General features: G+C 40.3%; 13 protein-coding genes. 11 read left to right on the forward strand and 2 right to left on the reverse strand.

Going from position 1 to position 18,684, the window contains the following annotated elements:
• Positions 1 to 359: 359 nt before the first annotated feature.
• The 11 genes from rplK to IZT61_RS19450 all read left to right on the forward strand — a co-directional run bounded on the left by rplK (position 360) and on the right by IZT61_RS19450 (position 16,638).
• Positions 360 to 803, forward strand: a complete 444-nt coding sequence (rplK, locus tag IZT61_RS19400; protein ID WP_196098658.1) for a 50S ribosomal protein L11 — start codon at positions 360 to 362, stop codon at positions 801 to 803.
• A gap of 20 nt (positions 804 to 823) precedes the next feature.
• Positions 824 to 1,519, forward strand: coding sequence for a 50S ribosomal protein L1 (gene rplA / locus IZT61_RS19405; protein ID WP_196098659.1), 696 nt, complete (start codon positions 824 to 826; stop codon positions 1,517 to 1,519).
• A gap of 2 nt (positions 1,520 to 1,521) precedes the next feature.
• Positions 1,522 to 2,043: a 50S ribosomal protein L10 gene (rplJ, locus tag IZT61_RS19410; RefSeq protein ID WP_196098660.1), complete on the forward strand. Its 522-nt coding sequence runs from the start codon at positions 1,522 to 1,524 to the stop codon at positions 2,041 to 2,043.
• Positions 2,044 to 2,109: 66 nt separating this feature from the next.
• Entirely contained in the window at positions 2,110 to 2,487 is a 378-nt protein-coding gene (gene rplL, locus IZT61_RS19415; protein ID WP_010601097.1) for a 50S ribosomal protein L7/L12, read from the forward strand.
• Positions 2,488 to 2,644: 157 nt separating this feature from the next.
• On the forward strand, positions 2,645 to 6,448 hold the full coding sequence (rpoB, locus tag IZT61_RS19420) for a DNA-directed RNA polymerase subunit beta (protein ID WP_196098661.1): 3,804 nt from the start codon (positions 2,645 to 2,647) through the stop codon (positions 6,446 to 6,448).
• Between the two features lie 90 nt (positions 6,449 to 6,538).
• Entirely contained in the window at positions 6,539 to 10,825 is a 4,287-nt protein-coding gene (gene rpoC, locus IZT61_RS19425; RefSeq protein WP_196098662.1) for a DNA-directed RNA polymerase subunit beta', read from the forward strand.
• A gap of 339 nt (positions 10,826 to 11,164) precedes the next feature.
• Positions 11,165 to 11,431: a hypothetical protein gene (locus IZT61_RS19430; RefSeq protein WP_196098663.1), complete on the forward strand. Its 267-nt coding sequence runs from the start codon at positions 11,165 to 11,167 to the stop codon at positions 11,429 to 11,431.
• A 392-nt stretch (positions 11,432 to 11,823) separates the two neighbouring features.
• Positions 11,824 to 13,557, forward strand: a complete 1,734-nt coding sequence (locus IZT61_RS19435) for a DUF4091 domain-containing protein (RefSeq protein ID WP_196098664.1) — start codon at positions 11,824 to 11,826, stop codon at positions 13,555 to 13,557.
• A gap of 158 nt (positions 13,558 to 13,715) precedes the next feature.
• Positions 13,716 to 14,027 carry a DUF3467 domain-containing protein gene (locus IZT61_RS19440; protein ID WP_196098665.1) on the forward strand — a complete coding sequence of 104 codons (312 nt, stop codon included), beginning with the start codon at positions 13,716 to 13,718 and terminating at the stop codon, positions 14,025 to 14,027.
• A 77-nt stretch (positions 14,028 to 14,104) separates the two neighbouring features.
• Positions 14,105 to 15,328, forward strand: coding sequence for an OmpP1/FadL family transporter (locus IZT61_RS19445; RefSeq protein WP_196098666.1), 1,224 nt, complete (start codon positions 14,105 to 14,107; stop codon positions 15,326 to 15,328).
• An 11-nt stretch (positions 15,329 to 15,339) separates the two neighbouring features.
• On the forward strand, positions 15,340 to 16,638 hold the full coding sequence (locus tag IZT61_RS19450) for an SGNH/GDSL hydrolase family protein (RefSeq protein ID WP_196098667.1): 1,299 nt from the start codon (positions 15,340 to 15,342) through the stop codon (positions 16,636 to 16,638).
• A gap of 416 nt (positions 16,639 to 17,054) precedes the next feature.
• Here IZT61_RS19450 and miaA read toward each other — a convergent pair whose 3' ends face one another.
• Positions 17,055 to 17,960 carry a tRNA (adenosine(37)-N6)-dimethylallyltransferase MiaA gene (miaA, locus tag IZT61_RS19455; RefSeq protein ID WP_196098668.1) on the reverse strand — a complete coding sequence of 302 codons (906 nt, stop codon included), beginning with the start codon at positions 17,958 to 17,960 and terminating at the stop codon, positions 17,055 to 17,057.
• A gap of 72 nt (positions 17,961 to 18,032) precedes the next feature.
• Positions 18,033 to 18,677: an IS1096 element passenger TnpR family protein gene (locus tag IZT61_RS19460; RefSeq protein WP_196098669.1), complete on the reverse strand. Its 645-nt coding sequence runs from the start codon at positions 18,675 to 18,677 to the stop codon at positions 18,033 to 18,035.
• Positions 18,678 to 18,684 lie beyond the last annotated feature (7 nt).

Here is an 18,684-nt window from a genome sequence, read left to right on the forward strand (position 1 = left end):
TATATTTAACCCGTTGTCTAAATTAGCGATTTCCATTTCATTGCCGGACTAATAGGGCAATGATTGAACTAGCGAATTCTTTTTAATGCAATGACTTGATTGGCGCTTTCCATTTCATTGCCGTTGACTTCAGTCAACGGATTAAAAAAAACACTAAAATAAATTTTACTTAATCTATTGCGGTTCAATTATATTATCCCTATCTTTGCAGTCCTTTTGGTTTAATAGGATGGTAATATGTGCTAAGGAACGGAAACAATCTAGAACCACATGTCTTCATGCTCTTACCTCAAAAGGAAATAAAATGTTACATGCTTCCACTATTTAACATTGAGTTTTAAATAAATTAAAAACAAAAAATGGCAAAAGAAATCAGTGCAATGATCAAATTACAGATCAAGGGCGGAGCTGCAAATCCATCGCCACCAGTAGGACCTGCATTGGGTGCTAAGGGGGTAAACATCATGGAGTTTTGCAAACAGTACAATGCTCGTACCCAAGATAAAGCAGGTAAAGTATTGCCGGTTGTAATTACTGTTTATGCTGATAAGTCATTCGATTTCATCATCAAAACCCCTCCGGTAGCAGTTCAGTTAAAAGACGCTACTAAATTACAGAGTGGTTCTGCTGAGCCTAACCGTAAAAAAGTTGGATCGGTGACCTGGGACCAGATTAAAGTTATTGCTGAAGATAAAATGCCTGATTTAAATGCATTTACAATCGAATCTGCAATGAGTATGGTTGCCGGTACAGCACGCAGTATGGGAATCACCGTTTCTGGTGACGCACCCTGGAAAAATTAATTAAAAAACAGTTTACAACAGTGGCGAAATTAACTAAAAATCAAAAAAAGGCACATGCTAAGATAGAGGCTGGTAAAGCTTATTCTTTGAAGGATGCTGCTGCTTTGGTAAAAGAAATCACTACGACTAAATTCGATGCTTCAGTTGATATTGACGTATCTTTAGGTGTAGATCCGCGTAAAGCCAATCAAATGGTACGTGGTATTGCTACTTTACCACACGGAACAGGTAAAACTGTACGTGTTTTAGCTTTGGTAACTCCTGATAAGGAAGAAGAAGCAAAAGCAGCTGGTGCAGACTTCGTAGGTTTAGACGAGTATGTAGCTAAAATTGAAGGTGGTTGGACCGATGTAGACATTATTATCACTACACCAGCTTGTATGGCTAAGGTAGGTAAATTGGGCCGTGTTTTAGGTCCAAGGAACTTAATGCCTAACCCAAAATCTGGTACAGTAACTAACGAAGTTGGTAAAGCTGTAACAGAGGTTAAAGCAGGTAAGATCGATTTTAAAGTAGACAAAACGGGTATCATACACGCCTCGATAGGAAAAGTATCATTCCCAGCAGATAAAATTTATGAAAACGCAATGGAGATTATCTCTGTGATTTCTAAATTGAAACCATCTGCTGCAAAAGGAACTTATTTTAAGAGCATTCACGTGTCTTCTACAATGAGTCCTGGGATTGCAATTGAAACTAAATCAGCGGGGATTTAATCATGAACAGAGAAGAAAAAAACGAAGTAGTTTTAGAACTACAAGGACAAATGCAAGAGTTTGGCAATTTCTATATTGCTGATACCTCTAGCCTTTCTGTTGAGCAGATTAATAACATCCGTCGCAAATGTTTCGAAAGCGATATCGTAATGAAAGTTGCCAAAAACACTTTAATCCGCAAAGCGATTGAAGGTTTAGAAGGCGATGCTTCAGAGATATACGAAGCCCTTAAAGGTTCATCATCATTATTATTCTCAAAAACAGCAAACGCTCCGGCCAAGTTGATTAAAGCTTTGAGAAAAACATCTGATAAACCTGTGCTTAAAGCGGCATTTATAGATTCATCAGTATACGTTGGCGATGACCAATTGAATAACTTAGTAAGCTTAAAATCAAGAGAAGAGCTTATTGGCGATATCATTGGATTATTACAATCACCAGCGAAAAATGTTGTATCTGCGCTTAAATCAAGCGGAGGCAAAATTGCAGGAATTGTTAAAACTCTTCAAGAAAGAGAAGGTTAACGAACACCTTAAGTTCGCAAATTAAACAAAATTATTACACACGTAAATTTTTAAAATCTTAATAAAATGGCAGATTTAAAAGCGTTTGCTGAGCAATTAGTAAACTTAACAGTAAAAGAAGTTAATGAATTAGCTCAAATCTTAAAAGATGAGTATGGTATTGAGCCTGCAGCTGCTGCTGTAGTTGCTGGTCCTGCTGCTGGTGGTGATGCACCTGCTGCTGCTGCAGAAAAAACATCTTTTGATGTAATCTTAAAAGAAGCTGGTGGTCAGAAATTAGCAGTTGTAAAACTTGTTAAAGACTTAACTGGTTTAGGTTTGAAAGAAGCTAAAGACTTAGTTGATGGTGCACCAAAAGAATTAAAAGCTGGTGTTGCTAAAGACGAAGCAGAAGCTCTTAAAAAACAATTAGAAGAAGCTGGAGCAGTAGTTGAAATTAAGTAATCACTTAATTTAGCTAAGCTAAAAATGTATCAGACACCGACTGAAAATGTCGGTGTCTTTACCTGTTTATAAACAACTCATTTTGTTTGGTTAATGAGACTGTTTAAAACCCGAACCAAACAAATAGTTTATTCTTAAACTAAAATCTTTTAGTCCATTGGCAAAGACAGTCGAACAAAGAGTAAATTTTGCAACTAGTAAGCACATTATAGACTATCCGGATTTTCTGGATGTGCAATTGCAATCATTCAGAGAATTTTTCCAGATAGACACCACATCAGACGATCGCTCTAGCGAAGGTTTGTTTAAAGTGTTTGCTGAAAACTTTCCAATCACAGATTCAAGAAATATCTTCGTATTGGAGTTTCTTGACTATTTTGTGGATCCGCCACGTTACGATATACACGAGTGTATTGAGCGTGGATTAACCTACAATGTTCCGTTAAAGGCAAAGCTTAAGCTTTCTTGTAACGATGTTGAACATGAAGATTTTGAAACCATTATTCAGGATGTGTACTTAGGTACTATCCCGTATATGACACCAAAAGGTACATTCGTAATCAACGGTGCAGAACGTGTTATCGTTTCGCAATTGCACCGTTCGCCAGGCGTGTTCTTCGGCCAAAGCCGTCACACCAACGGAACCAAATTGTACTCAGCACGTGTTATTCCTTTCAAGGGTTCATGGATCGAGTTTGCTACAGACGTTAACAACGTCATGTACGCTTACATCGATCGTAAGAAAAAATTCCCGGTTACCACTTTATTACGTGCTATCGGTTACGATTCTGATAAAGACATCTTAGAACTTTTCGATCTTGCTGACGAAGTAAAAGTTAGCAAATCAGGTTTAAAGAAATACATCGGTCGTAAGCTGGCGGCAAGGGTACTTCGTTCATGGGTTGAAGATTTTGTAGATGAAGATACTGGTGAAGTAGTATCGGTACCTCGTAATGAAATTGTTCTCGAAAGAGAAACCGTTTTAGAAGACGAACACATTGATATGGTAATTGAAGCAGGCGTTAAAACCATTATTCTTTCGAAAGAAGATGGTGCTAGCCAGGCCGATTATACCATTATTTATAATACATTACAAAAAGATACATCGAACTCCGAAAAAGAGGCCGTAGAAAACATCTATAGGGCTTTGCGTAACGCAGAACCACCTGATGAGGAAACTGCACGTGGTATCATTGATCGTTTATTCTTTTCAGATAAACGTTACGATTTAGGGGATGTTGGTCGTTACCGCATCAACCGTAAATTGAAAATGAATACCCCGGATGATGTAAAGGTGTTAACAAAAGCAGATATTATTGCCATTGTTAAGTACCTGATCAAATTGATCAACTCTAAAGAAGAGGTAGATGATATTGACCACTTATCAAACCGTCGTGTACGTACGGTAGGTGAGCAATTGTACGCACAATTCGGAGTAGGTTTGGCACGTATGGCCAGAACAATCCGCGAGCGTATGAACATCAGAGATAACGAGGTGTTTACACCAACTGATTTGATCAACGCCCGTACGTTATCATCAGTAATCAACTCTTTCTTTGGTACAAACCAGTTATCTCAGTTCATGGATCAAACCAATCCATTGGCCGAGATTACACACAAACGCCGTTTATCAGCTTTAGGTCCAGGTGGTTTATCACGTGAAAGAGCTGGTTTTGAGGTGCGTGACGTTCACTACACCCACTACGGTCGTTTATGTACTATTGAAACTCCTGAGGGACCAAACATTGGTTTGATTTCATCACTTTGTGTGCATGCAAAAATCAACAATTTAGGTTTCATCGAAACACCTTACAAACGCGTTGAAGAAGGTAAAGTAGTAGTTGATTCAGACGTTATTTATTTATCTGCAGAAGATGAAGATGGTAAAACCATCGCTCAGGCTAATGCAGAGTACGATGATAAAGGTAACTTCATTACGCCACGTGTTAAAGCACGTTACGAGGGTGACTTCCCGATTATTGAGCCTGAGAAATTAGACTTGATGGACGTTGCACCTAACCAGATTACCTCAATCGCTGCCTCGTTGATTCCGTTCTTGGAGCATGATGATGCGAACAGGGCTTTGATGGGATCGAACATGCAACGTCAGGCCGTACCATTGTTACGTCCTGAAGCACCAATCGTTGGTACAGGTTTAGAAGGTCGCGTTGCACGTGACTCAAGAACTTTGATCAATGCCGAAGGAAACGGTGTAGTAGAATATGTAGATGCCAATGAAATCACTATTAAATATGAACGTAACGAAGATGATCGTTTAGTTTCATTTGAAGGTGATAGCAAAACATACCGCTTAATTAAGTTCAAAAAAACCAACCAGAATACTTGTATCAACTTGAAGCCAATTGTTAGAAAAGGCCAAAAAGTGACTAAAGGACAAGTGCTTTGCGAAGGTTATGCAACTGAAAATGGCGAGTTGGCATTAGGTAGAAACCTGAAAGTGGCATTTATGCCTTGGCAAGGTTTCAACTTTGAGGATGCGATTGTAATTAACGAGCGTATTGTTCGTGATGACGTTTTCACTTCATTGCATATTGAAGAGTTTGAATTAGAAGTACGTGATACCAAACGTGGAGAAGAGGAATTAACACCAGATATCCCGAACGTTTCTGAAGAGGCTACTAAAGACCTTGACGAAAATGGTATTATCCGTGTTGGTGCTGAAGTAAAAGAAGGTGATATCTTAATTGGTAAGATCACTCCAAAAGGAGAATCTGATCCGTCGCCAGAAGAGAAATTATTACGTGCCATTTTTGGTGATAAAGCAGGTGATGTTAAAGATGCGTCTTTAAAAACTCCTCCATCAATCCGTGGTGTAGTAATTGATACCAAATTGTTCAGCCGTGCTAAGAAAACTACAAAAGCTGAGGAAAAATCGGCAATTGAGAAATTAGACAAAGGTTACAACAGCATTACTGAGAAGTTAAAGGCAGAATTAGTTGATAAATTATTCACTATTGTAAACGGAAAAACATCCCAAGGTGTGTTCAATATTTACAAAGAATTGTTGATCGCTAAAGGTGCAAAATTCACTCAGAAAATTTTATCAGAGCTTGATTATAATCACATTAGCCCTAACAAATGGACTACTGATGATGATAAGAACGAAATGATTAAAATGTTGCTTCATAACTACGGCATCCGTGTTAACGAAGAACTTGGTGCTTACAAACGCGATAAATTCGCAATTAGTGTAGGTGATGAGCTTCCATCGGGTATTGTACAAATGGCAAAAGTGTATGTTGCTAAAAAACGTAAGTTAAAAGTAGGTGATAAAATGGCAGGTCGCCACGGTAACAAAGGTATTGTTGCACGTATTGTACGTGATGAAGATATGCCTTTCTTGGCCGATGGTAGCCCGGTTGATATCGTGTTGAACCCGCTGGGTGTACCATCACGTATGAACCTTGGTCAGATTTACGAAACCGTATTGGCATGGGCCGGTAAAGAATTGGGCGTGAAATTCGCTACCCCGATTTTTGATGGTGCTACCCACGATGAGGTAGAAGAATGGATTGCTAAAGCAAACGTTCCGGCTTCAGGAAAAACCTACTTATACAACGGTTTAACAGGTGAGCGTTTCGATCAGACTACAACAGTAGGTATTATCTACATGTTGAAACTAGGTCACATGGTTGATGATAAGATGCACGCCCGTTCAATCGGACCATACTCATTAATTACACAACAACCATTGGGTGGTAAAGCCCAGTTCGGTGGTCAGCGTTTTGGTGAGATGGAGGTTTGGGCATTAGAGGCATTCGGTGCAGCTAATATTCTTCAAGAGATCTTAACCGTTAAATCGGATGATGTAATCGGAAGAGCCAAAACTTACGAAGCCATTGTTAAAGGTGAAAACCTACCAACACCAGGTGTACCAGAATCGTTTAACGTATTGGTACATGAGTTACGCGGTTTAGGTTTAGATATTACATTAGACTAATAATAAGGTATAAGGTATAAGGTATAAGGTAAAGGGTTTAAGCGCCCTACACCTTACACCTTCCGCCTTCCGCCTTTAACCTTAAAAAGTATGTCTTACAAAAAGGATAATAAATTAAAAAGCAATTTCACGTCCATTACCATTAGCCTGTCGTCTCCAGAGATTATTTTGGAACGCTCTAGCGGTGAGGTGTTGAAACCAGAAACCATTAACTACCGTACTTACAAACCTGAACGTGATGGTTTGTTCTGTGAGCGTATTTTTGGTCCGGTAAAAGATTACGAATGTCATTGCGGTAAATACAAACGTATCCGTTACAAGGGTATCGTTTGCGATCGTTGTGGTGTTGAAGTAACAGAAAAGAAAGTACGTCGTGAGCGTATGGGACACATCGCTTTGGTGGTTCCTGTTGCGCACATCTGGTATTTCCGTTCTTTACCAAACAAAATCGGTTATTTATTAGGTTTACCTACTAAAAAACTCGATTTAATTATCTATTACGAGCGTTACGTAGTTATTCAATCGGGCTTAATGGCCGAAGAAGGTATCAACTATATGGACTTCTTAACCGAAGAAGAATATTTAGATATCTTAGATAAATTACCTAAAGAAAACCAATACTTAGATGATAAAGACCCTAATAAATTCATCGCCAAAATGGGTGCTGAAGCATTAGAAGACTTATTAAAACGTATTGATTTAGATACTTTATCTTATGATTTACGTCACCAGGCAGCAAACGAAACATCTCAACAACGTAAAAATGAGGCCTTAAAACGTCTTCAGGTTGTAGAGGCTTTCCGTGGCGCTAATACACGTATCGAGAATCGCCCAGAGTGGATGATTGTAAAAATCGTTCCGGTTATTCCGCCAGAATTACGTCCGTTAGTACCATTAGAAGGTGGTCGTTTCGCTACTTCCGATTTAAATGATTTATACCGTCGTGTAATTATCCGTAACAATCGTTTAAAGCGTTTGATCGAGATCAAAGCACCAGAGGTAATTTTACGTAACGAGAAACGTATGCTGCAGGAAGCTGTAGATTCGTTGTTCGATAACTCACGTAAAGTAAACGCGGTAAAAACCGAGGGTAATCGTGCCTTAAAATCACTTTCAGATATTTTGAAAGGTAAACAAGGTCGTTTCCGTCAAAACTTACTAGGTAAACGTGTGGATTATTCAGCTCGTTCGGTAATTGTTGTAGGGCCTAGCCTTAAGTTACACGAGTGCGGTATTCCCAAAGATATGGCTGCTGAGCTTTACAAACCATTCATCATTCGTAAAATGATTGAGCGTGGTGTGGTAAAAACAGTTAAATCTGCAAAGAAAATCGTTGATAGAAAAGATCCATTAGTTTGGGATATCTTAGAAAACGTATTGAAAGGTCACCCGGTATTACTAAACCGTGCACCTACGCTACACAGACTCGGTATTCAGGCTTTCCAGCCAAAACTAATCGAAGGAAAAGCAATCCAGTTACACCCATTAGTTTGTACTGCATTCAACGCCGATTTTGATGGTGACCAGATGGCCGTGCACTTACCATTAGGTAATGCCGCAATTTTGGAAGCCCAAGTGTTAATGTTGGCTGCACACAACATCTTAAACCCTGCAAACGGTACACCAATTACAGTACCATCGCAGGATATGGTTTTGGGTCTTTATTACATTACTAAAGGCCGTAGAACTGATGAAACAAGAGTGGTAAAAGGACAAGATTCTGCTTTCTATTCTCCAGAAGAGGTAATTATTGCCTACAACGAGAAAGAATTAGATCTTCATGCTTTCATTAAAGTAAGAGTTAACGTTAAGCAAAACGACGGTTCAATCGTTAATAAATTAACAGAAACTACAGTTGGTAGAGTATTATTTAACCAATTGGTTCCAGAAGAAGTAGGTTATATCAATGAATTATTAACTAAGAAATCGTTAAGAGATATTATCGGTGAGGTAGTTAAAATGACTGGTATGGCTCGTGCATCTCAATTCTTGGATGATATAAAGGAATTAGGTTTCCGTATGGCATTCCAGGGAGGTTTATCGTTCAACTTACAAGACGTAAACATTCCGGTTGAGAAACACACTTTATTAGAGCAAGCCGCTAACGAAGTTGAAGAGGTAAGAAACAACTATAACATGGGTTTCATTACCAACAACGAGCGTTACAACCAGATTATCGATATCTGGACCCGTATCAACAACAGGTTAACCACTTTCGTAATGAACCAGTTATCATCAGATAACCAAGGTTTCAACTCGGTTTACATGATGCTTGATTCAGGAGCCCGTGGTTCTAAAGAGCAGATTCGTCAGCTTTGCGGAATGCGTGGTTTGATGGCGAAACCTCAAAAATCAGGTTCAGGTGGCGATATTATCGAAAACCCGATTTTATCAAACTTTAAAGAAGGCTTATCCGTATTAGAGTACTTTATCTCTACCCACGGTGCTCGTAAAGGTTTGGCAGATACGGCGTTGAAAACGGCCGATGCGGGTTACTTAACCCGTCGTTTACATGATGTTGCCCAAGATATGATTGTTAATGATGACGATTGTGGTACCTTAAGAGGTATGTACACTACCGCATTGAAAGATCAGGAAGATATTGTTGAGCCATTATACGAACGTATTTTAGGTCGTACTTCGTTACACGATGTATACAATCCGTTAAATAACGAGTTATTGGTTGCAGCAGGTCAGGATATTGATGAAGATGTAGCCAAAGCCATCGAAGAATCTCCGTTAGAGGGAATCGAAATTCGGTCGGTATTAACTTGCGAATCTAAACGTGGTGTTTGTGCATTATGTTACGGTCGTAACCTGGCATCTGGTAAACGTGTTCAGCGAGGTGAGGCAGTTGGTGTAATTGCAGCACAATCAATCGGTGAGCCGGGTACACAGTTAACACTTCGTACTTTCCACGTGGGTGGTACTGCATCCAACATTGCCGCAGAATCAAACATCGTAGCGAAATTTGATGGTGTTATCGAGTTTGAAAACATCCGTACGGTAGATACACAAACCGAAGATGGGACAGTGCAAGTTGTATTGGGCCGTTCAGGTGAGTTTAGAATTGTTGAGCCAGGAAGCGGTAGAGTTATCGTTACCAACAACATTCCTTATGGTGCGTTTCTATTTGTTAAAGAAGGCGATAAATTATCAAAAGGCGATAAAATCTGTTCGTGGGATCCGTACAACGCGGTTATCCTTTCGGAGTTTGCCGGTAAAGCACAATTTGATGCCATTATAGAAGGTGTTACCTTCCGTGAAGAATCAGATGAGCAAACTGGTCACCGTGAAAAAGTAATTATCGATACACGTGATAAAACCAAAAACCCATCCGTTCAAATCGTTGATAAGAAAGGTGAGTTCATCAAAGGTTATAACATTCCGGTAGGCGCCCACGTTTCAGTTGATGAAGGCGAGGCTATCCAAACCGGTCAGATTATTGCCAAAATACCTCGTGCAACTGGTAAAACCCGAGATATTACCGGTGGTTTACCTCGTGTAACTGAGTTATTTGAGGCGCGTAATCCATCAAACCCAGCGGTAGTAACCGAAATTGATGGTGTAGTAACCTTAGGTGGTGTTAAACGTGGTAATCGCGAGATTACAATCGAATCGAAAGATGGTGAAATTAAAAAATACCTTGTTCCATTGTCTAAACACATCCTTGTACAGGATAATGACTTTGTGAAAGCAGGTATGCCTTTATCAGATGGTTCAATTTCTCCGGCAGATATCTTATCAATTAAAGGCCCGGCAGCGGTTCAAGAATACTTAGTAAATGGTATTCAAGAAGTTTACCGTTTGCAAGGTGTGAAAATTAACGATAAGCACTTTGAGGTAATTGTTCACCAAATGATGCAGAAAGTTCACATCGAAGATCCGGGAGATACCATTTTCTTAGAGAACAACGCAGTAGATCGTTGGGATTTTGCAGACGAGAACGATGCCATGTACGACAAGAAAGTTGTTGAAGATGCAGGTGACTCAACTGATTTCAAGCCGGGTCAAATTGTATCATTGCGTAGATTAAGAGACGAAAATTCTCAATTGAAACGTAAAGATTTAAAACAGATTACGGTTAGAGATGCAAGACCAGCAACTGCAAGTTCTATCTTACAAGGTATTACACGTGCATCATTAGGTACTAAATCGTTCATTTCTGCGGCTTCGTTCCAAGAAACTACGAAAGTATTAAATGAGGCAGCGATTGCAGGTAAACGCGATAATATGTTAGGCTTGAAAGAAAACGTGATCGTTGGTCACTTAATCCCTTCAGGTACTGGTGTACGTGGTTACGAAAGAATCATCGTTGGTTCGCAAGAAGAATACGATAAATTATTAGCTTCGAAACAAGAAGAAGTAGAAGCGTAAGCATATCGAAAACCATATAAAAAGGGTTGTTTCCAAAAGAAACAACCCTTTTTTGTTACGCGTAATTTGCCTGAGTTGTCATCCTGAGGCACGAAGGATCCCCAAGCGATGTAACACTGAACGCCAACAACCCACTGCCAAAAAGAGGGTGGAGTGAGTGGGAAAGGACGGTACCCTATAGGAAACAGATTTCTCCTCGTTCCTTGTCGAATCCGATAGCGATCGGATGACGTACATTGTCTAGTCATCCGATGAATATCTGCGACTGGCTATTATTCATCGGATGACTAACTTTTTCATTTGGAATAAATTTTGTAGCTTTAATAAAAAACTAAACATTTGATTGTTACCGAAATACAACTTTTTCAAATATTAAAAGCAAAGCTCGGAGAGAAAGAAGCCGAGCAATTGGTTGCTTTCGTAAAAGAAGAAGTAAAAACCGAGTTTGATAACAAACGCGAGATTTTGGCCACGAAGGATGATATCGCTAATACAAATCAAGCATTGGCTAATACTAAAGCTAATATCATAAAATGGATGTTTATTTTTTCGGTCGGTCAAATTGCTGTCTCCGTTGGAGTAATTGCGATGTTTATTGATAAATAGACAGAAGAACAGGCGATACCACTTTTTTACCGTCATTCGACTGGCATAGGAGTCAACCTTAAGAAGCATCTTTTCATCCAAACGCCAACCACTAATTACAAAGATCTCTCCGTTTCAGTCGAGATGACGGCGGAGCGAATCGTCTTTTCGAGCGCAGCCGAGAAATCTTTAAGTTCAAATTGTGCCAGCAGGTTCACTGACATCTCGTTCCTCGTCGAAATGTCGTGCACTGGCTGGTCATCCGATGAATATAGGCAACCCGTTATTATTTATCAAATGACTAAATACCAATAATTTCTCCATCAATATCGTTACAATCTATCAAACGTTTGCGTATCGATACCATTTTAATCTCCTGAATTTATTTCGATTGCTTTCATTAACTTAGGTTTATGAAGTATTTATTGATGATTTTAGTAATGGGCTGTAGCCTATCGGGCTTCGCTCAAGATGCAAGCATAGCCATTCAAAAATCGAAGCTGCCCGATAAAGAGAGCTTGAACAAACAATGGGCAAATACCGCCGACGGCTTAAATATCAGTTTTGCAAACAGTAATGTTCGGTTTGCAAAAGAAATACCTCCAGCAGTTCAACATCAACAGTCGTGGTCAACCACAGCGTGGAAAGGCGAAAAAATACACACCCAACTTTTGCTTTGGGCAAAGGAATCTGTCGCTAAGCTCAGCATAGAAGTTTCCGATTTAAAGGATGAACAGGGCAACAGTATTGAAAAAGAAAATATCTCTACCGGGGCAATTAAATATGTAATTACCGATGAATTTAAAAACGGCTGTGGTTACCGCAAACCTGCAGACTTTGATTCATCGTACGTTGCCGATTTAATTGATACCAAAACGAAAACAATTGTTATCGATGCCAAAAATACCCAGCCCGTTTGGCTCAGTATAACCGTTCCTACAAATACAAAAACAGGAATTTACTCAGGTACGATTCAAGTTAACGGCCAAAAGGAGTACAAGCTGCCAGTTAAAATTCGGGTGTTGGATAGAACATTGCCTCCACCAAGTGCGTGGAAATACGACTTAGATTTGTGGCAACACCCTGCAGCCATTGCGAGGGTGCATCAGGTAAAATTATGGAGTGATGAACACTTCGCACTAATGAAGCCTTATTATGTGATGTTGGCCAATGCCGGGCAAAAAACCATCACAGCCAGTATTGTCGATGAGCCTTGGGGGCATCAAACGTACGACGATTACCCGAGCTTAGTTAAATGGACGAAGAAAAAAGACGGCAGTTGGATGTACGATTACAGCTTGTTTGATAAATACGTCGCTTTTGTAATGACTACGGGCATCGATAAAAACATTAACTGTTACAGCATGGTGCCGTGGAAAATTGCTTTTACCTATTGGGACGAAGCATTGCAAAAGCAAGCCTTGTTTACCGACGCCATTGGAACTCCTGCTTATAATGTTTTTTGGAAAACAATGCTAACCGACTTTACTAAACATTTGAAAGCGAAAAACTGGTTTGCAAAAACATATATTGCCATGGACGAACGCCCGATGGAGGCCATGCAGGCTGTAATCAAACTTTTAAAAAGCGTCGATCCAAAATGGAAAGTTGCCTTAGCGGGAGAGTATCATCAAGAGATAGAAGCAGATATCGACAATTACTGTATCGCCTCACGGTTCGAGTTTCCTGCGGATATATTGCAGAAACGCAAGCAACAAGGCAAAACCAGTACCTGGTATACGTGCTGTACAGAGCCTTATCCAAATGCATTTAGCTTTTCTTCGCCCGCCGAACAGGTATGGATGGGCTGGTATACCGCAAACAAAAATATGGATGGTTATGTGCGTTGGGCCTTTAATAGCTGGACAAAAAACCCGTTAGCCGACACTCGTTTTACCGCCTGGCCAGCCGGTGATACCTATATGATTTATCCTGGGCCATTAACATCTGTAAGATTTGAGAAGTTGATAGAAGGGGGACAAGACTTCGAGAAGATTAAGCAACTACAGGCGCTTTACGCCAAAACCAGCAATACCTCGGCACTTAACGAGCTAAATGAGGCATTAGGAAACTTCGAGATAAAAAATTTATCAACTATTACCGCCGCCGATATGCTGCAACGTGTAAAACCATTATTAAATAAGTAGTTACATTTTTGATGAGTGAAGAACTTTTGAAGTCATTAAATGAGTCGCCTCATTCAACAAAACGCCTATGCACGACGTAGTAACATGATCTTAAAAATTTCTTAATAAAGATGGGTTAATTACGCCGTTCGTTACTCAAGATTCTTTACTTTTGATTTATGGAAGAGCAACAAAACGAAAATCAATTAAATATCGAATTATCTGAAGAGATAGCAGAGGGAATTTTTTCTAACCTTGCCATCATCACGCATTCAAATACTGAGTTTGTACTCGATTTTATTCGCGTAATGCCCGGCATACCAAAGGCCAAAGTTAAATCGAGAATTATTTTAACACCTGAACATGCAAAGCGACTGTTAAACGCTCTGGACGATAACATCCAAAAGTTTGAAGCTGTAAACGGACGCATTAAAGCACAAGATGAACCTCCGTTCCCGATGGGCTTTGGCGGCCCCACGGCCCAAGCGTAAGCCGGCATAAATTCTTACAAACAAATATTTGCTTACTATGTTAGCATAGCATACATTTGTATTATAACCATATATAAATGAAAAAAATTTTATTGAGCGCATTACTTTCTGCCCCATTATGGGTTTTTGGGCAGGGTTTCCAGGTTAACTTACAAGGACAAAAGCAAATCGGAATGGCGGGCGCAGGGTCCGCTTTGGCTTTAGATGAGGCTTCCGTTTTTTACAACCCCGGAGCTGTAGCTTTTTTAGAGAAAAACTCCATTTCAGCAGGCGTAAATCCTTTACTATTTAAGTCCGCATTTAAACAAAGCGGATCAAACATCACCGAGAACGTAAAAAATAAGATTGCACCGCCATTTGAGGCTTATGCCGTTTGGGGGCCAAAATCAAACAAATGGAAGCTGGGCTTGGGCGTTTATACCCCATTTGGTGGCTTGGTAGATTGGGGCAACGATTGGTCGGGCAGATACGCCTTAACTTCGTTAAACTTAAAGGCTATTTACTTTCAGCCCACCTTGAGTATTAAAATTACCGATCGCATCGGTATCGGCGCTGGTTTCGTTTACAATCATGGCGAAGTAAACCTGCAAAGAGCGCTCCCGGTTAATTATCCCGATGGAAGATCAGGCCATGTTACATTAGATGGAACAGGAAAAGGTTACGGCTGGAACGCAGGTCTATACATTAAAACCCTGAGCGATATTTCATTCGCCATCGTACATAAATCCAAAGTGAACACCAAATTAGATGGTGGAACTGCAGAGTTCGACGTTCCAGAATCGTTAAGAACCTCCTTTCCTGCCGGCAACACCTTTAATGCCGAATTGCCATTACCGTCTACAACCTCATTGGGCGTAGGGATACCGCTTTCCAAAAGCACCGTATTAGCTTTCGATGCAAGTTGGGTACAATGGCGTGTTTATCAGGAGCTCGCTTTTGATTATGCAACCAATACTCCAGCGTTGGCCGATACGAGGTCGGCACGCAACTACCGCGATGGATCATCATTTAAGTTAGGGATAAATCATCAGGCTTCAGAAAAACTAGCACTTAGGGCAGGAGTTGGCTATGCATTTAGCCCGGTTCAAGACGGTTATGTAACCCCCGAAGCACCCGACGCCGATCGCTACATTTTGAGTGCGGGTGTAGGTTACGCACCATCAAGCCACTTTGAGGTAAATGCTTCCTTCTTTTTCGAGGATGTTAAATCGAGAAAACAAAAGAATATTGAGACAGGATTAGATGGAACTTTCAAAACATTGGTTTACGCACCCGGTCTTTCATTAACTTATAAATGGTAGGAGAAAACAACATGAAAAAAATTATATTAAATAGTCTTGTTGCTGCATCCCTATTATTTGCAGCATCATGTAAGCCCGAAATAGATACACCCGCCGGAACTACCGCAGGTAACGCTAATTTTAGCAAGTATATTGCAGTTGGTAATTCGTTAACCGCAGGTTTTGCTGATGGTGGATTATATCTGGAAGGACAAAAAGCTGCTTATCCAAATTTGCTTGCAGCAAAAATGGCATCAGTTGGCGGCGGCAATTTCACATCACCGTTTTTTACTGATGCGCAATCAAATGGCTCAGGGTATTTAACATTGTCGGCTTTGGTTAACGGAACACCAACATTAACAAATGTAACGGATAAACTAGCTTATATAGACCCAACCCATTTGGCGAAATATAGTGGCGAAGTTCAAAACCTGGGTATTCCGGGCATGCGTGTCGACTTAGCATTTGCAGCGCCGTATAGTGCTGCTAACCCTTACATGGAGCGTTTATTAACAGGTACCCAGGTAGGCACAACAACATATTTTCAGTTTATACAAGGCAGGAGCCATACTTTTTTCTCAATTTGGCTTGGAAATAATGATGCGTTGGGTTGGGCAACAAATGGTGGCGTAACCAGCGATGCCACTAATGTTTTAACTGATAAATCTACGTTCGCCTTATTATATTCTAATTTGCTGAATGCGTTAACGGCCAATGGACAGAAAGGCGTTGTAGCAACCATACCAGATGTAACAGCCATACCTTACTTTAATACCGTTACCGTTGCGGCCTTATTGAATGCCGCAAAGGCGATTAACCCTGCGGCCACTACAATTTATATCAGAACGGGCGCTGGCACAGTAAGAGCAGCAACAGCTGACGATTTGATTCGCTTACCATTTCAATCATCAGGATTGTTTGGCGTTCCTAACCCAGCCCTGGGCGGTGCACCTTATGGCTTACATCCTGCAAACCCGATTGCCAATAACTGGGTATTGGATAAAGATGAAATTGTTAAAGTGAAAGATTATGTGAACAGTTATAACAGCAGTATAAAATCGCTGGCCAATAGCAAAGGGCTTGCGGTTGCCGATACTTACAGTTATTTAAATTTAGTTAAAGTAGGCGTTGCCGTTCAAGGTGTAAATGTTAATTCTGCATTTATTACCGGCGGAGCATTCTCTTTAGATGGCGTGCATTTAACGCCTCGTGGAAACGCTATAATTGGCAATGTATTTATCGATGCCATTAACGCAAAGTACGGTTCTACTATCCCAACAATAGATATTACTCAATACAGGGGAGTAAAATTTCCAGACGACAAGAAATAAATCAAGCGTTTTTGAAAAAAGGGGGTTGGCCAAAGTCAAGCCCCTTTTTTTGTTATCACGGAAGAAATCTTCAATGTATTGAAGGACTGTTTTAGGCATTTGATTAACCATCACATCACCCTTCCCGATACTCGGGATGTGGGCCTTTATAGCAAGAAAGATGCTGAACTAAATTCAGCAGGACGGAACGGCTAAGCAAGGCGGTTAAAACAGCCGTTTCTTAAAAATAGTAGTTAAAAAACTCCATAGTTTCTATTTTTTAAACGGGTAACATTTACGGAATATTTGTCGTAGCGAGACGCTACGACGGGGATTAGATGCTGCATTTGTGCATAGAATCAACTTGGGCTGATGCTCATTGTTAAATTAATTCATCTATGTCGTAGCGAGACGCTACGATGAGTAGGTTTTTGTTTCTAAACCAAACGTTCAATAAACTCAATAATCTTATCGCGTTCATCTGGCTCAAACCAATGAATTTCTTCGTCTTTCCGAAACCAGGTTAACTGGCGTTTGGCAAAGCGGCGGGTGTTCTGTTTTATCGCAGAAACTGCATCATCGAAAGATATTTTCTCATTCAAAAAGTCGAACAGTTCGCTGTAACCTACGGTGTTTAAGGCATTATACTTTTTAAAAGGCAACAACGACTTTACTTCTTCAAGTAAACCATTTTCTACCATTTGGTCAACACGCTTATTTATTCGATCGTACAACACAGCTCTGTCGGTGTTTAAGCCAATTTTGATTACATTGAAAGGGCGCTTCTTTTTGGTAGATGACAGCATGGAAGACAATTTTCTTCCGGTCGATAGAAAAACCTCAAGGCCCCTGATCATCCTTTGCGGATTATTTTGGTCTACTTTGGCAAAATATTCCGGGTCCAGTTCTTCAAGCTGCATTTGGATGGCGGAGATGCCCTCTTCCTCAAACTGTTTGTTCAGCTTTTCGCGGATAGATAAATCTATTTCCGGCATTTCATCCAATCCGTTAATGAGTGCGTTAACATAAAGCCCCGATCCGCCAACCATAATCGCTGTTTGGTGTGTCTTAAAGATCTCATCCAATACTTTTAGCCCTTCTTGCTCAAAATCGCCTGTGCTAAAAAGCTGTTCAACAGCATGCGAATTGATGAAGTGGTGTTTGGCAGCAGCGAGCTCAAACTGATCTGGCTTGGCCGTGCCGATTTCCATTTCCTTAAAAAATTGGCGAGAATCTGCAGAGATAATCTCTGTGCCGAAATGCTGAGCCAACGCTATTGCCAGGGCCGTTTTGCCAATGGCCGTCGGACCAACAATGGCGATCAAGGTTTTTTGTTGAGGCATGCGCAAAGGTATATAAAAAACAAAAGCCGTCAATTTAAAGGTTGACAGCTTTTTTGATCTTGTATGTTTTAATTAATAGTCGTCTTTTTGACTGTCATCATCAAAATTATCATCATCAGAGAACTCATCGCCAAACTCGTCGTCACTTTCCTCGTCCTCATCTCTTTCTTCTTCGTTGATACCCATTTCGCCCATGGCCTCCAGTTCATCGGTGTCTTCAGGAACGAAATTCATTTCATTCAGGAAATCGAATTCGCCGGCTGATGCGGCAGCGCCACGTGGATCGACAGCTGTAGGGCTATTCTGTTCCATAATTTTTGGTGCTTCGCCCATGCTTTTGGCCAAAAACGGGTATTCAATATTAGGGTCGGCATCTAAAATGATCTTCACTAACTCTACGTGAAAATCGTACGGACGGTCGAAATTGTAGGTATAATAGAATTTTTGATGTGGATCTTCGATAAAACCACTTAATTTTGATTTTTCCATCAAAACCACTCTGTCTTTTTTGCGTTCGCTTGGCAAATAAGCAATTTCATCGCCTTTTAACCAATTATCAGTACTCACATAAAACGATGAAGACTTCTCGGCGTTATAACCTGTCGATTTGTGGATTGCCCTGTGCAAATCCTCAAAAGTTTGGTTCGATTTAATGTCGATCTCCCTCACAACATCGTCAAAATCTTCGAAAGTAATTTTAAATTTATAAATAGCCATTATTGTA

This window comes from Pedobacter endophyticus, assembly GCF_015679185.1.
Lineage (GTDB): Bacteria > Bacteroidota > Bacteroidia > Sphingobacteriales > Sphingobacteriaceae > Pedobacter > Pedobacter endophyticus.